Origin of the sequence: Actinopolyspora lacussalsi (assembly GCA_030803735.1) — a bacterium.
Taxonomy (GTDB): Bacteria; Actinomycetota; Actinomycetes; order Mycobacteriales; family Pseudonocardiaceae; genus Actinopolyspora; species Actinopolyspora lacussalsi.
The window spans coordinates 4,862,223-4,878,561 of the sequence record JAURUC010000001.1; the positions used below are offsets into that span (position 1 = coordinate 4,862,223).

General features: G+C 67.6%; 15 protein-coding genes. 13 read left to right on the forward strand and 2 right to left on the reverse strand.

Annotated elements, in window-relative coordinates:
* Positions 1-51 precede the first annotated feature (51 nt).
* The 11 genes from nucS to J2S53_RS21770 all read left to right on the forward strand — a co-directional run bounded on the left by nucS (position 52) and on the right by J2S53_RS21770 (position 11,973).
* Positions 52-711 (forward strand): endonuclease NucS, encoded by a 660-nt coding sequence (gene nucS / locus J2S53_RS21720; protein WP_092923881.1) that lies wholly within the window; start codon positions 52-54, stop codon positions 709-711.
* A gap of 1,230 nt (positions 712-1,941) precedes the next feature.
* Positions 1,942-3,621 (forward strand): sodium:solute symporter family protein, encoded by a 1,680-nt coding sequence (locus J2S53_RS21725; protein ID WP_456242543.1) that lies wholly within the window; start codon positions 1,942-1,944, stop codon positions 3,619-3,621.
* A 27-nt stretch (positions 3,622-3,648) separates the two neighbouring features.
* Complete coding sequence (locus J2S53_RS21730) at positions 3,649-3,924, forward strand: hypothetical protein (RefSeq protein ID WP_456242544.1); 276 nt, start codon at positions 3,649-3,651, stop codon at positions 3,922-3,924.
* 192 nt (positions 3,925-4,116) lie between these two features.
* Positions 4,117-5,643 carry an aldehyde dehydrogenase family protein gene (locus J2S53_RS21735; protein WP_456242545.1) on the forward strand — a complete coding sequence of 509 codons (1,527 nt, stop codon included), beginning with the start codon at positions 4,117-4,119 and terminating at the stop codon, positions 5,641-5,643.
* Positions 5,644-5,983: 340 nt separating this feature from the next.
* The gene (gene dhaK / locus J2S53_RS21740; protein WP_456242546.1) at positions 5,984-6,979 is read left to right on the forward strand and encodes a dihydroxyacetone kinase subunit DhaK; all 996 of its coding nucleotides are present in this window, start codon (positions 5,984-5,986) and stop codon (positions 6,977-6,979) included.
* A 139-nt stretch (positions 6,980-7,118) separates the two neighbouring features.
* Entirely contained in the window at positions 7,119-7,754 is a 636-nt protein-coding gene (gene dhaL / locus J2S53_RS21745) for a dihydroxyacetone kinase subunit DhaL (protein ID WP_456242547.1), read from the forward strand.
* A complete protein-coding gene (gene dhaM / locus J2S53_RS21750; RefSeq protein ID WP_456242548.1) occupies positions 7,754-8,473 on the forward strand; it encodes a dihydroxyacetone kinase phosphoryl donor subunit DhaM in 720 nt (239 codons plus the stop codon). Before dhaL ends, dhaM begins: the two co-directional genes overlap by 1 nt.
* Before the next feature lie 107 nt (positions 8,474-8,580).
* Positions 8,581-9,525 carry a DUF3558 domain-containing protein gene (locus J2S53_RS21755; RefSeq protein ID WP_456242549.1) on the forward strand — a complete coding sequence of 315 codons (945 nt, stop codon included), beginning with the start codon at positions 8,581-8,583 and terminating at the stop codon, positions 9,523-9,525.
* Positions 9,526-9,838: 313 nt separating this feature from the next.
* On the forward strand, positions 9,839-10,147 hold the full coding sequence (locus tag J2S53_RS21760; RefSeq protein WP_092975853.1) for a hypothetical protein: 309 nt from the start codon (positions 9,839-9,841) through the stop codon (positions 10,145-10,147).
* 168 nt (positions 10,148-10,315) lie between these two features.
* Positions 10,316-11,065, forward strand: coding sequence for an alpha/beta hydrolase (locus tag J2S53_RS21765; RefSeq protein WP_456242550.1), 750 nt, complete (start codon positions 10,316-10,318; stop codon positions 11,063-11,065).
* An 89-nt stretch (positions 11,066-11,154) separates the two neighbouring features.
* Positions 11,155-11,973: an alpha/beta fold hydrolase gene (locus J2S53_RS21770; protein ID WP_456242856.1), complete on the forward strand. Its 819-nt coding sequence runs from the start codon at positions 11,155-11,157 to the stop codon at positions 11,971-11,973.
* 69 nt (positions 11,974-12,042) lie between these two features.
* Here J2S53_RS21770 and J2S53_RS21775 read toward each other — a convergent pair whose 3' ends face one another.
* On the reverse strand, positions 12,043-13,830 hold the full coding sequence (locus J2S53_RS21775; protein ID WP_456242551.1) for a M protein: 1,788 nt from the start codon (positions 13,828-13,830) through the stop codon (positions 12,043-12,045).
* Positions 13,831-14,001: 171 nt separating this feature from the next.
* Here J2S53_RS21775 and J2S53_RS21780 point away from each other — a divergent pair, with 171 nt between their 5' ends.
* Positions 14,002-14,388, forward strand: coding sequence for an SPW repeat protein (locus tag J2S53_RS21780; RefSeq protein ID WP_092923846.1), 387 nt, complete (start codon positions 14,002-14,004; stop codon positions 14,386-14,388).
* 74 nt (positions 14,389-14,462) lie between these two features.
* On the opposite strand, the gene mce is transcribed toward J2S53_RS21780, so the two are convergent.
* Positions 14,463-14,900, reverse strand: a complete 438-nt coding sequence (gene mce, locus J2S53_RS21785) for a methylmalonyl-CoA epimerase (RefSeq protein WP_456242552.1) — start codon at positions 14,898-14,900, stop codon at positions 14,463-14,465.
* 220 nt (positions 14,901-15,120) lie between these two features.
* Here mce and J2S53_RS21790 point away from each other — a divergent pair, with 220 nt between their 5' ends.
* Positions 15,121-16,308, forward strand: coding sequence for an acetyl-CoA C-acetyltransferase (locus J2S53_RS21790; RefSeq protein WP_456242553.1), 1,188 nt, complete (start codon positions 15,121-15,123; stop codon positions 16,306-16,308).
* Positions 16,309-16,339 lie beyond the last annotated feature (31 nt).

The window sequence follows — 16,339 nt, forward strand, 5'->3', positions numbered from 1 at the left end:
CCCGGTAGGCGGTTGTCGGAAGTGGTGGGTCTTGCCTTTACGCTCTGTCGAGTGCGTCTGGTAATCGCTTCCTGCAAGGTCGACTACATCGGCAGGCTCAACGCTCATCTGCCGTTGGCGACACGACTGCTGTTGATCAAAGCCGATGGCTCGGTGTCCGTGCACTCCGACGACCGAGCCTACAAGCCGTTGAACTGGATGAGTCCGCCCTGCTGGCTCATCGAGGATCCCGATGTGTGGACCGTGCAGAACAAGGCGGGCGAGAAGCTGGTCATCGATATCAAGGAGATCCTGCAGGACTCCAACTACGAGTTGGGGGCGGAACCGGGACTGGTCAAGGACGGCGTCGAGTCGCACCTGCAGCAGCTGCTCGCCGAGCACGTCAGCACACTCGGTGACGGTTGGAGTCTGGTGCGCCGGGAGTATCCGACCCCGATAGGGCCGGTCGACCTGATGTGTCGTGACTCCCAGGGCGGCAACGTCGCCGTCGAGATCAAGCGGCGCGGCGAGATCGACGGAGTCGAACAGTTGACCCGGTATCTCGAGTTGCTCAACCGTGACCCCGTGCTGGCACCCGTCGGCGGTGTTTTCGCTGCGCAGCAGATCAAACCCCAGGCGCGCACGCTCGCGGAGGATCGCGGGATCCGCTGTGTGACGCTGGACTACGAACAGCTGCGGGGGATCACCCCCGACGAGTACCGGCTCTTCTGAGCGATTGCTCGATGTCGGGGCAACCGCTCACGAGACGTGCGAGAGGTTCCGTCACGCAACCAGCTGCGCAGTACGTTCGGGGGAACACTCTCAGAGCTGGCGGAGGCCGTTCAGAATCCGCTCCATCAGCTCCATGTCCGGCGAGCTCACCCGTGGTGTGCTCCAGCCGTGTGCGGGGAACTCCGGCGGTCGGTACGCCGGCGACGCGGTGGCTCCCAGGGAGTGCTGTCGTGGCAGTTCGCCCCGGAACGCGGTTACGTAACGATGTGTCCGGCACGGGCGTGGTGCCCGCGGCAGCGGATCCGCCTCGACGGGGCTAAGTGCTTCGGGAATCGCGGGAGCCGTCACTGCTCGGTCTCCTTGCCACGTTTCGGTGTTCGAGTCACCGGAGTGAGCACGGCGGTCGGCTCCGTCGCGGCTCCGGTCGGCAACCGGCGTTCGCCGGGAAGCCATCGGCGCCGTGTCCACCACGCGGCCGACCGCGGGGTCCGTTCCTTCACGGGAATGCCTCCTAGCTCGGTGACTCGGGGTCGGACTTCTCGCTCCGCGACCGAGCCGGTTCAACCATGCGGCGTGCCGCGCCGTGGGGTGTCGGAGAGCCAGCGCAGTAGCAACCAGGGGCCCACCACCAGTGTCACAGCCAGTAGCGCCAGTACGGCGGCGATGCTCATCAGTTCACCTCCTGTGGTCGATATGATGCTATGTGTGACCTCCTTTCCGTGGTAGATGTTCGGAATTCACTGCACTTTTCGGGTTAATATCTCTCCCTGGTAGTGGCCCGTGTAGCGGTTGTGTGGTGCGGATTCTCGACTGTGTGTGTTCGGTTGGGTGTCGCGGTGGCGAGGCCGTCCCGAACGTTCGAGCATGATTCATTTTTGTGGTTACTCTTCGTGATAATTTGTTGATCTTTATTGTCGTGCTGTGCGATGTTCGACCCTCGATCGTGCTCGTGTTGGTTCCCGTTTTCGTCCCGGTTCGGCGCTGCCGTGCGGCTACGGAGTCGAGCGGCATGTCCGCGCTGGGACGGATGTCGTAGTACGGACTGCTCCTGATCGGCTAGGATGATCTTCCGTTCGGCTGCTTGGCCGAGCGTGCCTGATCGATTTAGCGTCCGTAGTCAACGAATTGATATCGGCCCCTCTGTGACTCGGCGCACTGTGGGGTATTGTTCACCTGCTTTGGTGAATGGTGATTACCGTTTGAACTTGTTTAATTTGGAGGTGGGGTAGCGTGCATGTGCTAGCCCAGGAGCAGCTTCGACTGGACGCCGGGCCGGTCGACTACCTGCTGCTCGCGCTCTACTTCGCGTTCGTGCTCGGGATCGGGCTCCTGGCGCGTCGTTCGGTGTCGAGCAGTCTTGACTTCTTCCTCTCCGGGCGGTCACTGCCCGCGTGGGTGACGGGGCTGGCCTTCATAGCGGCCAACCTCGGTGCTGTCGAGATCATCGGAATGTCCGCCAACGGCGCCCAGTACGGCATGCCGACGATGCACTACTTCTGGGTCGGTGCCATCCCGGCGATGCTGTTCCTCGGTGTCGTGATGATGCCGTTCTACTACGGCTCGAAGGTGCGCAGCGTTCCGGAATTCATGCTGCGCCGTTTCGGCAAAGCCGCGCATCTGGTCAACGCCATCAGCTTCGCGGTGGCGCAGCTGCTCATCGCGGGTGTGAACCTGTTCCTGCTCGCCAGCATCGTCAACGTCCTGCTCGGCTGGCCGCTGTGGTTCTCCGTGATCATCGCCGCGTTGATCGTGCTCAGCTACACCGGACTCGGTGGTCTCTCCGCGGCGATCTACAACGAGGTGCTGCAGTTCTTCGTCATCGTCGCCGCGCTTCTCCCACTGACCATCGTCGGCATGATCAAGGTCGGCGGTTGGTCCGGACTGGTCGACAAGGTCGGTACCCAGTACGGCGCCAACGAGCTCTCGGCCTGGCCGGGTAACGAACTCACCGGGTTCGGCAGCAACTTCCTGTCGGTACTGGGAATCGTCTTCGGGCTCGGGTTCGTGCTGGCCTTCGGCTACTGGACCACCAACTTCGTCGAGGTCCAGCGTGCGATGGCTTCCAAGAGCATGTCCGCCGCGCAGCGCACCCCGATCATCGGTGCCTTCCCGAAGATGCTCATCCCGTTCCTGGTGATCATCCCCGGTATGATCGCCGGTGCTTCCGTCCAGGAAATGATGGTGTTCAAGCAGACGGGTGAGGGCAACGTCGAGTACAACGACGCTCTCCTGCTGCTGATGCGTGATCTGCTGCCCAACGGCATCCTGGGGATCGCGCTCGCCGGATTGCTGGCATCGTTCATGGCGGGCATGGCCGCGAACCTGAGTTCGTTCAACACCGTGTTCACCTACGACATCTGGCAGGCCTACGTTATCCGGAACCGCCCGGACAGCTACTACCTGAGCATGGGTCGCTGGGTCACGGTGGGGTCCACGGTCATCGCGATCGGTACCGCGTTCATCGCTTCGGGCTACTCGAACCTGATGGACTACCTGCAGCAGCTGTTCTCGCTGTTCAACGCCCCGTTGTTCGCCACGTTCATCCTCGGTATGTTCTGGAAGCGCATGACCCCGGCCGCCGGTTGGTCCGGTCTCGTGCTCGGTACCGCCGCCTCGTTGAGCGTCTTCCTGATGGCCGAGACCGGTGTGCTGGACCTTCCGGGACAGGGAGCGAGCTTCGTCGGAGCCGGCGCGGCCTTCGTGGTCGACATCCTCGTCAGCGTCGTGGTCAGCCTGGCCACCAGGCCCAAGCCCGCCGCCGAGCTCGTCGGACTGGTTTACGGACTGACGCCGAAGGAGGACCGCACCGCCTCAACGACCGGAGAGGACGCGGGCTGGTACCGCAGGCCCGCGCTGCTGGCCGGGATCGTGTTGGTGATAGTCATCATCCTCAACATCGTCTTCGGGTAACCGCGTTCGCCATATCGGGAGGCAAGTATGAGCGCATCCAACGAGAACGGCTCCCGCAGCGGGCAGCGTGCCGGAGTGTTCGACGTTCGCCAGGTGATCGCCGCGCTGTTCGTGCTCTACGGTCTGATCTGCACTCTGATGGGGCTGTTCGGCACCAGCTCCCGGGAGATCGATCAGGCGGCGGGGGTCAACATCAACCTCTGGAGCGGTATCGGCATGCTGGTCTTCGCCGGTTCCTTCATCCTCTGGGGTTGGTTGCGTCCGATCGTCGTTCCCACCGACTCGGAGAGCGAGTCCTCCTAGCGGGACCTCGTCGACTCCCCGTTTCCCTGATCGTGGGTTCGGCGCAACCATTGAGCCGATGATTCGTTGAACCTCCGCGCGGGCACGTGCCCGCGCGGAGGTCGCGTGCGTCGCCGTCCGGCCGAATTGCGTAGGCTGCGTCACATCAGCGACGTCGCGACCGGCGAACACCGATCGGTGGGGAGGCCGAGCATGACCCAGACCGCCCGTGGCGGTGTCGAAGTACCCGTCGAGAAGACGGCCGACACCTCGCCCGGTTCCACCTTCGAATCCATCGATCCGCGTACCGGTGAAGTGGTGGGCACCCACCCGGTTCATGATCGGGAGCACGTCGCCGATGCCGTCCGCACCGCTCGCGACGCCCAGCACTGGTGGGAGGAACTGGGCTTCCAACAGCGGAAACTCCGGCTGGATGCCTGGCGCGAGCTGCTGGTCTCGCGGTTGGACGAGGCCGCGGAACTGATCTCCGCGGAGACCGGGAAGCCGATGGACGACGCCAGGCTCGAACTGGTGCTCGTCGTGGACCACCTGCACTGGGCGGCCGCCAACGCGTCCAAGGTGCTCCGCAGGCGAGGGGTTTCCGCCGGGGTTCTCATGGCCAACCAGGCCGCCACCGTGGAGTACCGCGCGTTCGGCGTCGTGGGAGTCATCGGGCCGTGGAACTATCCCGCCTTCACTCCGATGGGATCCATCGCCTACGCGCTCGCCGCGGGTAACTCGGTGGTGTTCAAGCCCAGCGAGCTGACCCCGGGCGTGGGGGAATGGCTGCGGCGGACCTTCGCCGAGGTGGTTCCCGAACAGCCCGTACTGCAGGTGGTGACCGGATTCGGCGATACCGGTGCCGCGCTGTGTCGTGCCGAGACGGACAAAATCGCCTTCACCGGTTCGACCGAAACCGGCAAGCGGGTGATGGCCACCTGCTCGGAGTCGCTGACCCCGGTGCTGGTGGAGTGCGGTGGTAAGGACGCCCTGATCGTGGATTCGGACGCCGATCTGCGCGCTGCCGCCGAGGCCGCGGTGTGGGGAGCCGTCTCCAATGCCGGACAGACCTGTATCGGTGTGGAGCGCGTCTACGTGGTCGACTCCGTGGCCGACCGGTTCGTCCAGCTGGTGCTCGACCGCGCGGAGAAGCTGCGCCCGGGCGGACAGCCCACCGCCGACCTCGGCCCCATCACGATGGGTTCGCAGGTGGATGTGATCCGCGAGCACATCGCCGATGCCGTCCGTTCCGGTGGGAAGGCCGAGCTGGGCGGTCAGAGTTCGGTTCGCCCGCCCTACGTCGATCCGGTGGTACTCACCGACGTGCCGGAGGACTCGGCCGCGGTCACGGAGGAGACCTTCGGCCCCACGATCGTGATCAACCGGGTGAGCACCGCCGAGGAGGGCGTCGAGCGCGCCAACGACGGTGACTACGGTCTCGGCGGGACGGTGTTCTCCCGTTCCAGGGGGACGGAGCTGGCTCGCCGCATGCGCACCGGGATGGTCGCGGTGAACTCGGTGATCTCGTTCGCCGCCGTGCCGGCCCTGCCGTTCGGCGGGGTGGGGGACTCCGGCTTCGGTCGGATTCACGGTGCCGACGGACTGCGTGAGTTCGCCAGGGCACAGTCCGTCACCCGGACCCGGTTCCGCATGCCGATCGATCCGATGACCTTCGGCCGTTCCGCGCGGACCGTCCGGTATCTGGTGCGGCTGATGAAGCTGATTCGCGGACGCCGGTGAGCGTTCCGCGTTGACACGGTGCCCGCGCGGTCCCTCACCCGGTCGAGGGCGTGTCACCGGGCCCCGGCACGGGGCCGGCCAACGGTGGGCGGGCGGCACCACTTCGACTGGGCCGCCCGGTGGAACGACTTTTCGACTGGCCGGTACTCGACTGTTGCCGGACTGTGGTGTCCCGAAGGATCCTGGGTGCGCGGAACCGTTCACGAACCGGTCGGCCGGCTCCGGGCTCCAGGTGGATTCGTCCGGCGTGTGCCCGTCCTCCCGACCCGGTAGGTATCGGTTCCGGGTATCCAGCGGTGGAGCCGGGCCTAAAGCGCCACGGTCTGTCAGGAGGTCGCCAGTGAAGAAGATCATCAACGCTCCCGCCGATGTCGTGACCGACGCGCTGCGCGGCATGGCCGCCGCCCATCCCGATCGACTGCGGGTTCACCTGCAGCCGGACTTCGTGACCCGTGTCGACGCCCCGGTCTCCGACAAGGTGGCCGTGGTCTCCGGCGGAGGTTCCGGGCACGAACCGTTGCACGTCGGGTTCGTCGGTTCCGGCATGCTGGACGCCGCCGTCCCGGGGGCGGTGTTCACTTCACCCACCCCGGACGCCGTGCAAGCGGCTGTCCGGGAAGTGGACGGTGGTGCGGGGACGCTGTTGGTGGTCAAGAACTACACCGGCGACGTGCTCAACTTCGAGACCGCCGCCGAGCTGACCGAGGCGGAGAACATCGGGGTACGCACCGTCGTGGTCCAGGACGACGTGGCGGTACAGGACTCCACCAACACCGCGGGGCGGCGCGGGGTGGGCGGGACCGTCCTGCTGGAGAAGATCGTGGGTGCCGCCGCCGCACGAGGTCACGACCTGGCGAGCTGCCACGAGATCGCCGAACGCGTCAGTGCCGGGGTGCGTTCCATGGGGATGGCGTTGACCGCTCCCACTGTCCCCCACGTCGGTGAACCGAGCTTCGAGCTGGCCGACTACGAGATGGAGATCGGTGTGGGCATCCACGCCGAACCCGGCAGGGAACGGGTCGAGCTGGAGTCTGCCGACCGGATCGTGCGACGGTTGCTCGAGCCGATCCTGGAGGATCTGCCGTTCCGGGAGGGCGACGAGGTGCTGTTGTTCACCAACTCGATGGGGGGCACACCTCCGACGGAACTGTATCTCGCGCACGGTGTCGCCGAGCGGTTCCTCGCGGAACGCGGTGTTCGCGTCACCCGGAGACTGGTCGGGCCCTACATCACCAGTCTGGAAATGCAGGGGATGAGCTTTACACTGCTCAAGCTGGATGACGAGCTGCGGCAGCTGTGGGACGCACCGGTGAACACCCCCGCGTTGACCTGGTGAGCCCCGGACCGAATGATCCGTTCGGCGGGACGCGGCGTTGTCCGGCGCCGTTCTCGCCCGGTGACTCGTCACCGCCGTATTCCCGCGTGAGTTCTCCGGTTGTCGCGTGAGGACTCCCGAAGACAGGATAGAGGACCGCATGTCTTGCACGGCACGAGAAGTCACCGCCGCGGTACGTAGGGGTGCCGAGGTGATGTCCGCCCACCGCGACGAGCTGGTCGAACTGGACAGAGCGATCGGTGACGGCGACCACGGGGAGAACATGGACCGGGGTTTCCGCGCGGTGGTGGCACAACTGGAACTCGCCGAGCCGGCCACACCCGGTGCCGTCCTCAAACTGGTGGCCACCACCCTGATCTCCTCCGTGGGTGGGGCCTCCGGGCCGTTGTTCGGTACCGCTTTCCTGCGCGCGGCATCCACCGCGGGGGATGCCGAATCGCTGGACGGTACGGCGCTCGCGGCTTCGTTGCGTGCGGGTGTGGACGGCGTCGTGGCCCGCGGCAAGGCGGAGCCCGAGGACAAGACGATGATCGACGCCCTGCTCCCCGCCGTGCGTGCCGCGGAGGAGAGCGCGGGCCGGGGTGGTGAACCGGCCGGGACGCTGTCGGCGGCGGCCGAGGCGGCCGAGGTGGGGGCACGCTCCACCGTGCCGCTGGTAGCCAGGAAGGGGCGCGCTTCCTACCTCGGGGACCGCAGCGCCGGGCATCTCGACCCGGGGGCCCGTTCCGTGGCCTTGTTACTGGCCGCGTTCGCCGACGTCGAAGGAGCCGAGTGATGCCGGTCGGACTTGTGATCGTTTCGCACAGCGACTCCCTCGCGCGGGGTGTCGTCGAACTGTTGGGGCAACTCGCTCCCGACGTCAGGGTCGAACCCGCAGGCGGTATGTCGGGCGGAGGACTCGGAACCGACTTCGAGGCGACGTCCGCCGCGCTGGCCGATGCCGACACCGGTGCGGGGGTGGTGTTGCTGTACGACCTGGGCAGTGCCCGCATGACGGCGGAGCTCGCGGTCGAGTCGTTGGCCGATCCGGACGCCGCCGCGGTGGCGGAGGCCCCGCTCGTCGAGGGCGCCGTCGCCGCCGCCGCCTCGGCGCAGGGAGGCGACGGGCTGAAAACCGTTGTCGACGCCGCGGAGCGTGCCGTGGGGGGTACCGTCGATTCCCCCGAACAGGCAACCACCGCGGCCGAAGGTGCGGATTCCAGAGCCGAGTCGCCCACCACGACATCTCCGAGCGTGGAACAGGAACTGGTCCTGCGCAACGAAGTGGGACTGCACGCCAGACCCGCCGCGCTGTTGGCGCGCGTGTTGACCGGGCTCGACGCGGAGGTCACCGTCACAGCGGGTGGGAACTCCGCGGATGCCCGCAGCGTGCTCGGCGTTATGGGGCTCGGGGCGCGCAAGGGCGACCGCATCGGGCTCCGGGCCACCGGCCCGGACGCCGAGTCGGCACTGCGACGTGTGACCGAACTGGCCGACCGCGATTTCGAAGGGTGAGCCCGACGGCATCTCGAACAGTTTCGGTGCGCGAACCGTTCCGCACGTTCCCCGGCGGAGGAAGCGGGGTCACGCGCCCGCTTTACCGAGGCATCCGATCGCTCGTGGTGTTCGGACTGTTGTTCGGGCTGCTCGCCGGTTGTGCGGTGTTTCCGTCCGGGGATTCCACGCCTCGGATAGAGCGGGGAGTCTCCAGCGCGGCGCTGGGAGACCTGGCCACGCTCGATCCGTGCGGGCTGCTGCGGGCCCGACGGCTCGAACGGTTCGGAAAAGTGACTCGTGCGGACACCGTCTCGTTGGACTACTGCCTGTTCCACCTGCGTCCGGAGTCCGGCGGACTGCTGCAACTGGCCGTGGGACGGCTGCAGGACGTGAACGCCGCCGAATTGACCTCCGACAACCCCGTCCGGCACGTCGGTGGCCTTCGGGTTGTCGACGAGCAGCCGGTTCCCGAGCACTGCGGCAGGCGGATCCTGTTCTCGGACGGAATCGCCATGAGTGTCGACGTCGATCTGCTGTCCGGCGATCCTGCTGTGGGGCTGTGCACCGTGGCCGGTTCGGGAGCGGAGGCCGCCGCCGAGTCCGTGCTGGCCGGTGGGGTCGAGCACCGGGAGTTTCCGTCGAACTCGCTGGCCAGGACGGATTCGTGCGGGCTGCTGCCGACGGAGCTCGTGCACCGGGTCGAGGGGCTCCGACGAGCCGAGCGGCAGGCGAGTCCCGCCGGGCACCGGTGTCGTTGGGGCGGTGGGAGCATCCGGGTGCCCAGCGTCGAACTGACGCTCACCGCTGGAGAACCACCACGCAGGCGGGACGCCACGGCTGTCGTGGAGCGCACCGCGGGCAGACGTACCGTGGTCGACATCATCGGCGACGACCCGAAGGTGGGGCTGTGCGCGGCGGAAACCGGACACATCCCGTTCGGTGATCCCACTTCCGGTGAGGTCGAGGTCGCGATGCTGGTGGTCTTTCTGCCGGAGGCCGACGGGGTGCGGGCGTGCGAGTACGCCCGTGGGCTGGCCGAGCACGTCTGGCCCGAGCTCCCGAAACGGTGACTTGGCACGAAGTCATCACCGTGGTTGTCCCGGGCCCTCACTTGGCGGAACCTCCCGCACGGGAGAACCCGCGGTCGGTCCTGCTGCGAGGGTGGTGGGAGTTTCTACTGCGGTCGTGGTGCGGACTCGGCACCGTACCGAGGGCCCGGCGATTTCGCGGGAAATTTACGCAGCCCCGACACGAGCGGGAAAGGCGAGACGGCTCGGCCCCGAGGGGCTCCAGATCGCGAACGGCGTTCGGGTCGGCCATGCCGTGGGCAAGCCGGCCGGGGAGGTGCTTTCGGGGGCTGAACCCGCCGGTTAACGTTGGGACGTGCCTCGCCGCAACCGCCCCAAGAGTTCTCGTCGACCGGATTCCACGGCGCGCCCGCTCGGGTCCGGTTTCGGTTTCGCGCGTACCGAGACGGGGCCGGACGGTGACTGGATCGTGCGAACCGTGCCGGCTGCCCAGGCGCAGAAGGACTACCGCTGTCCCGGCTGTGACCACGAGATACGTCCCGGTGTGGGACACGTCGTCGCTTGGCCCGCCGACGAGTACGGCACCGTGGGGGATCGTCGCCACTGGCACACCGGATGCTGGAACGGCCGCAAACGCAGTGGACGCGGATTCGGCCTCCGGTAAGACCCGTTGGGGGCGATGCTCCACCGGGGGTCCGCTACCAGTCGGAGCGCCTGCCGTGTCCGCCGAGCTCCGGAGCGGACCAACCGCCGCCCGCTCCCGGGGTGAGCGGGGGAACTCCGGTGCTTACCCGACTACGAAAACTCACCCCTTCGTGGCAGGATCGCGACGATGAGCACCGAAATCCGCGCCAACACCGTGCTCCCGGGGCGCCGTGAGCCGATCACGCTGCACACCGCGGACGGGCTGCGACTGGTGGGCGAACTCGCCCTGCCGCAGCACCGTTCTCCCCGAGCCACCCTGGTGTGTCTGCACCCGCTTCCCACCCACGGTGGGATGATGGACTCGCATCTGCTGCGCAAGGCGGCCTGGCGGTTGCCCGCGTTGGCCGATCTCGCCGTGTTGCGCTTCAACACGCGTGGTACCGCGAGCGAGGCGGGTCGCAGCGACGGTGCCTTCGACAACGGTGACTCGGAACGCTACGACGTTGCCGCGGCACTGGAGTACGCCGAGTTCCACGATCTGCCCGATGTCTGGTTGCTCGGCTGGTCCTTTGGCACCGATCTGACGCTGGTGCACGGTCTGGACCCGTCGGTCACGGGTGCGGTACTCCTCTCGCCGCCGCTGCGCTGGAGTGAAGAGCGGAACCTGCGTGCCTGGGCCGAGTCCGGCAAACCGGTGCACGCCCTGATCCCGGAGTTCGACGACTACCTGCGCCCCGAGGAGGCGCGCCGGAGGTTCGCCCCGTTGACCCAGGCCGAGGTCACCGGATTCCCCGACACCAAGCACCTGTGGGTCGGCAAGGCCGACCAGGCGCTCGACGCCGTCGTCAGTGCGGTCGCCCCGGATGTTCCCACCCCGTTGCCCCGCTACTGGGACGGTGAGGTCGACACCCACCAGGTGACGATCGTGGAATCCTGAGAGCCCGCGGCGGGATTCACCCGCTGGGCCCGACAACCACCGGTTCGGAAGATCACCACACCGCGCGTGCGGTGATCCGTTACGGCATTATGGAGATCGTGCACTACGTCGAGTCTGGAGTCGGGACGCCCGTCGTGCTGCTGCACGCGTTCCCGGTGGACGCACGGATGTGGCAGGGGGTGCGTACGGAACTCGAGGATCACGTCAGAGTCATCGCCCCGGATCAACGCGGTATGGGGCAGCGCTCCTCGTGGGAAGCCGCCACGACCGAACTTACCTCCGACGACCCGCAGCGGACCGTTCCGGAGGAACCCGGCATGGAAACGGTCGCCGAGGACGTGCTCGCGTTGCTCGACCAGCTGCGGTTGCGGCGGGCGTACGTGGCGGGTTGTTCCATGGGCGGCTACGTGGCGATGGCGATGGCCCGCGAGGCGCCGGAGCGACTCGAGGGGCTGATCCTCGCCGACACCAAGGCGGAGGCGGACTCCGCCGAACAGCGCGACAACCGGCTGCGGATCGCCGATCGGGCCGAGCGGGAGGGGATCACCGGCTGGCTGGCCGAGAACACCCTGCCGGGGATCCTCGGCGCCACCACCCGGCAGCGGCGCGGCAACGTGGTCGAGCAGGCACGCGAACTGGTCGAGCAACAACCTCCCGCCGGGGTCGCCTGGGCACAGCGTGCCATGGCGAACCGCCCGGACAGCTCCGAGACGCTGCGCGCCTACCAGGGGCCGGCCCTGGTGCTGGCAGGCAACGAGGACACCCTCTGCCCACCCCGGTCCGCGCGTGACACGGCGGCGCTGCTGCCCCGCTCCGAGGTCGTCACCCTGCCCGAAGCCGGACACCTCTCCCCGCTGGAGACCCCCGAGGCGTTCGCCCACGCCGTGCGGGAGTGGTTGGGCGAATGAACGACGATCCACCCACCGGAACGCCCGGGGCACACCGAAACGCCCCGGTGACGTAACCGGGGTGCCCGGTCAGTGCTGCTGGACGGGCTGATCGGAGCCGTGCTCCGGCTCGGTCCCCGAGTCGTCGTCCCCGGTGGGTGTCGAGCCGTTCCCGAGGTCGGGAAGTGGGATCCGCCTGGTCGGTGGATCGTGGGCGTCCATGCCCCCGTTCGCGTCCGTTCCCCGTTGCGGGAGCTTCGAACGATCGATCTTTTCGGTAGCCGCCTCCAGCGAGGCTTTCCCGGTCGGCGCCGCCCCGTTGGAGTCCGCTTTCCCGTCGGTGGTGGAATCGGCGGTTTCCGGTCCGGCGTGACCGTTGTCGGACGGATCGACGAGTGCGACGCCCGAACTCTCGATGTCGGTCAGTGCGAACCGTGTCGTCGCGGTGTTGCCGTTCTCCTCGTCCACGGCCTCCGAGCTGGTCCCGGTTTCGGCCGTTTCCGTGCTGGCAGCCTCGGACGAGGAAGTCTCCCCGCTGTCCCGTTCCGGCTCGTCCAGCGCGGCGATCGTTTCCACCCGGGCCGTCTCACGTGCGGTGGCTGCGGATTCCCGCAGCTGCTGTTCCGCCTCGTCGTCGTTGGTGAGCCTGTCCAGCAGCGGAGTGGTCTGCCCGAGCAGTTCGGCCGCGTCCCGCAGCTTCCCGGCCACGCTGTCGCGCAGCTCGGTCAGGGTGCCGACCTGCTCGTCAACCGTGCTCAACCGCCGTTCGCACTCCCGCGTGGTGGCCGTTATCCGTTCCTCGGCGTCCGCACGTGCCCTGCCGCGCAGCCGGTCGCTCTCGAGGGTCGCCTCCTCCAGGAGGCGGGTGGCCTCCTCGGTGGCACGTTGCGTTGTCAGCCTTGCCTGCTCCTGCGCTTCGGTGACCAGGCGTTCGGCTTCGGCCTTGCTGTCGTGCTCGCGCTTCTCGGCGGCTTCGACGCTTTCGCGTTCGCGTCGCTCGGCCGCTTCCCTACTCTCGCGGTCCCGCTTCTCGGCGGCTTCGACGCTCTCGCGTTCGCGTTGTTCGGCGGCCTGCTTGCTCTCCCGTTCGCGTTGCTCCGCGGCCTCGGTGCTCTCCCGGGTGAGCCGCTCGGCCTCCTCGGTGGCCTCCTGGACCCGGCGGTGAGCCTCCCCGCTGGCCTCCCGCAGCCTGCGGTCGGCCTCCTCGGCGGCCTCACTGACACGACGCTCGGCCTCGGCCTTGCTGTTGGCCTCCTGGTCGGCGAGGGTTCGCATCGACTCGCTGCGGCGAGCCGCCATGGCGATCTCGAAGTCCTCCTCGACCTGGGTGCGACGTGCCTCGGACTCCTCGTCGGCCCGCTTGCGGTTCTCCTCGGCCTCGGTCGTGATGCGCTCGGCCTCGGCCCTCGCGGTCTCCAGAACCGAGCGGTGCTCGGACTCCATTTCGGCGCGTCGTGAGTCGAGTTCGGAAATCAACTGCTCGTAGCGGTTGCGGAGATCCGTGGCCTCCCGTTCGGCGCGCTCCCGCCGCTCGGCGGCGTCACTCTCCGCTTTGGAACGGATCTCGCCCGCTTCCTCCTGGGCGAGTCGCAGCATTCGTTGCAGGCGCTCGCTGAGCCCTTCCATCGTGGTCGGCGGTTTCCCCAGCCGCTCGACCTGTCCACGTAGGCTCTCGATCTCGGAGCGCGCCGATTCCAGTTGTTTGGACAGTTCCCCCGACTGCGAGACCGCCGCGTCACGATCCGAGGTGAGCAGGCGTAGGTCCGCGTCGATACGTTCCAGGTGCTCGTCGACCTGGGCTCTGTCGTAGCCACCCTTACGAACGATGTCGAAGCCCGATCCCAGCGGTAGCAGATCACGATCGTCGGCAAGACCCATGGCACTACGCTACCTCCGAACCGTTGTCGATGTTGTCCGGTGCGCGCTCCGAGTCCGGAACGGGCCGGGAATTCGCCCCTCGATGCGAGCTGTCTCACAATTTGACCGCTCGACCAGCCAGGGAGGAAAATGTGTTTCCGGCGGTCACGACGGGTGGAGAGGTGATCGATTATGGCCCGTGGTTCGGCTGGTTCGAAGACACGGCCGTGGACCCGGTGGCAGGACTGGGGAGCCGTGATACTCGGTGTCTATCTGATTCTGGCTACGCTGTGGACTCTCACCGGTCCGGCGGCGCTGACGTCGATGATCGTGCTCGGCGTGCTGCTCGGAGTCTCCGGAGTGTGGTCACTCGCGATGCCGGGATCCATAACGAGCGAGTACGCGCACGTGCTGCTCGGGATTCTGCTGGTGATCTCGCCCTGGGCGCTCGGGTTCGCCGCTTTCGGCGGCGCGGCCTGGACCTCCTGGGTGGTGGGAGTGCTGGCCGTGATCGTAGGGGTCGCGGCGCTGCCGGAGGCCAACTCGGCCCATCGCTCGGGAATGGCGGGACAGCACTGAACGACCGCTCACCGGTGTCCGCGCGGTCTTCGTACCCGACCGCGCCCACCGGCGCGTCGGAACCGCTGGGACCGTCAAGCCGGTTGGACCAGCTCCACCAGCACACCACCCGCGTCCTTGGGGTGGACGAAGTTCACCAGACTGTCCGCGGTGCCCCGCCGTGGTGTCTCGAACAGCAGCCGTACGTCCCTGTTCCGCAACGTCGCGCACGCGGCCTCGACGTCGGTTACGCGGAAGGCGAGCTGCTGTAGCCCTGGACCGTTCTTGTCCAGGAACTTCGCGATCGTGGAACTCTCGTCGGCCGGGGCCAGCAGCTGCACCCTCGTGTCCGTTTCGGCGGAGTCGGGGGCGGCCAGCATCGCCTCGTGCACCCCCTGCTCCTGGTTGGTCTCGCGATGAGTGGCCACCAGGCCGAAGGTGTTCCGGTAGAAGTCGATCGCCCTGTCGAGATCCGCCACAGCGACCCCCACGTGATCGACCGCGGTCACCAGCTCACCGAGTTCCTCCCGCATGGCGGCACCCTAACCCGCCGGTGCGGCACGGTGGAAACGTCACAGCGGTGTGCTTCGTCTCACAGCGGGTCGTGCGGTTCCGTGCAGGTATGGTTCCGCCGGTCGGCACGGTTCATCATGGTGCCCGGACGGGGGACGACCGTGGTCGACCGCCCGACCGGTGCCGACCCGGCGGACCGTTCGTTACCCAAGACTTCCCTACACCGCATCGGAGGCAGCCGTGGAAAGTTCCGTGATCGTAGCCGGGGCCCGTACCCCCATGGGCAGGCTGTTGGGCTCGCTGAAGGACTTCTCCGGCGCCCAGCTCGGTGGGATCGCCATAGCCGAGGCGCTGCGCCGTTCCGGGGTCGCTCCGGAACAGGTCGAGTACACGATCATGGGGCAGGTGCTCACGGCAGGTGCCGGACAGATCCCGGCCAGGCAGGCGGCCGTGGCGGCGGGCATCGGCATGGACGTTCCCGCGTTGACCGTCAACAAGGTCTGCCTCTCCGGGCTGGACGCGGTCGCGTTGGCCGATCAGCAGATCCGTGCCGGTGAGTTCGACGTCGTCGTGGCGGGTGGGCAGGAATCCATGACGCGGGCGCCGCACCTGCTGGGCGATTCGCGGGAGGGTTTCAAGTACGGCGACGTGCGGATGCTCGACCACATGGCCCACGACGGGCTGTTCTGCTCGTTCGACCAGGTCGCGATGGGGGCCTCCACCGAGAAGCACAACGGTCGTTACGGGTTGACCCGTGCCCGGCAGGACGAGTTCGCCGCACGGTCGCACCAGCGGGCCGCGGCAGCCGCCGAACGCGGTGTGTTCGCGGAGGAGATCGCGCCGGTGACAGTGCCGCGCCGCAAGGGCGACCCGGTGATCGTCGACAGCGACGAGGGAATCCGCGGTGACACCACGGCGGAGGGCCTCGGCAAACTGCGCCCCGCCTTCGATCCGGACGGCACGATCACGGCGGGGACGGCTTCGCAGATCTCGGACGGTGCCGCGGCCGTGGTCGTGATGCGCAAGTCCAAAGCCGAGGAGCTGGGGCTCGACTGGCTCGTCGAGATCGGCAGGCACGGCGTGGTCTCGGGCCCGGACGCCAGTCTGCACGAGCAGCCCTCCAACGCGATCAACCGGGCCTGCCACCGTGCGGGATTGGCACCGACCGACCTCGACCTGGTCGAGATCAACGAGGCGTTCGCCGCCGTGGGGATCGTTTCCACCGAGGTGCTGGGGATCGACGAGGAAAAGGTCAACGTCAACGGGGGAGCGATCGCGCTCGGGCACCCCATCGGCATGTCGGGAGCGCGACTCGCGTTGCACCTGGCCCTCGAGCTCGATCGGCGAGGGGGCGGCGACGGTGTCGCCGCGCTGTGCGGCGGTGGCGGACAGGGTGACGCCCTGCTGCTGCACGCGCCGCGTAGCTGATCGGACGTGATCGGGTTCACGCGACCGTCGG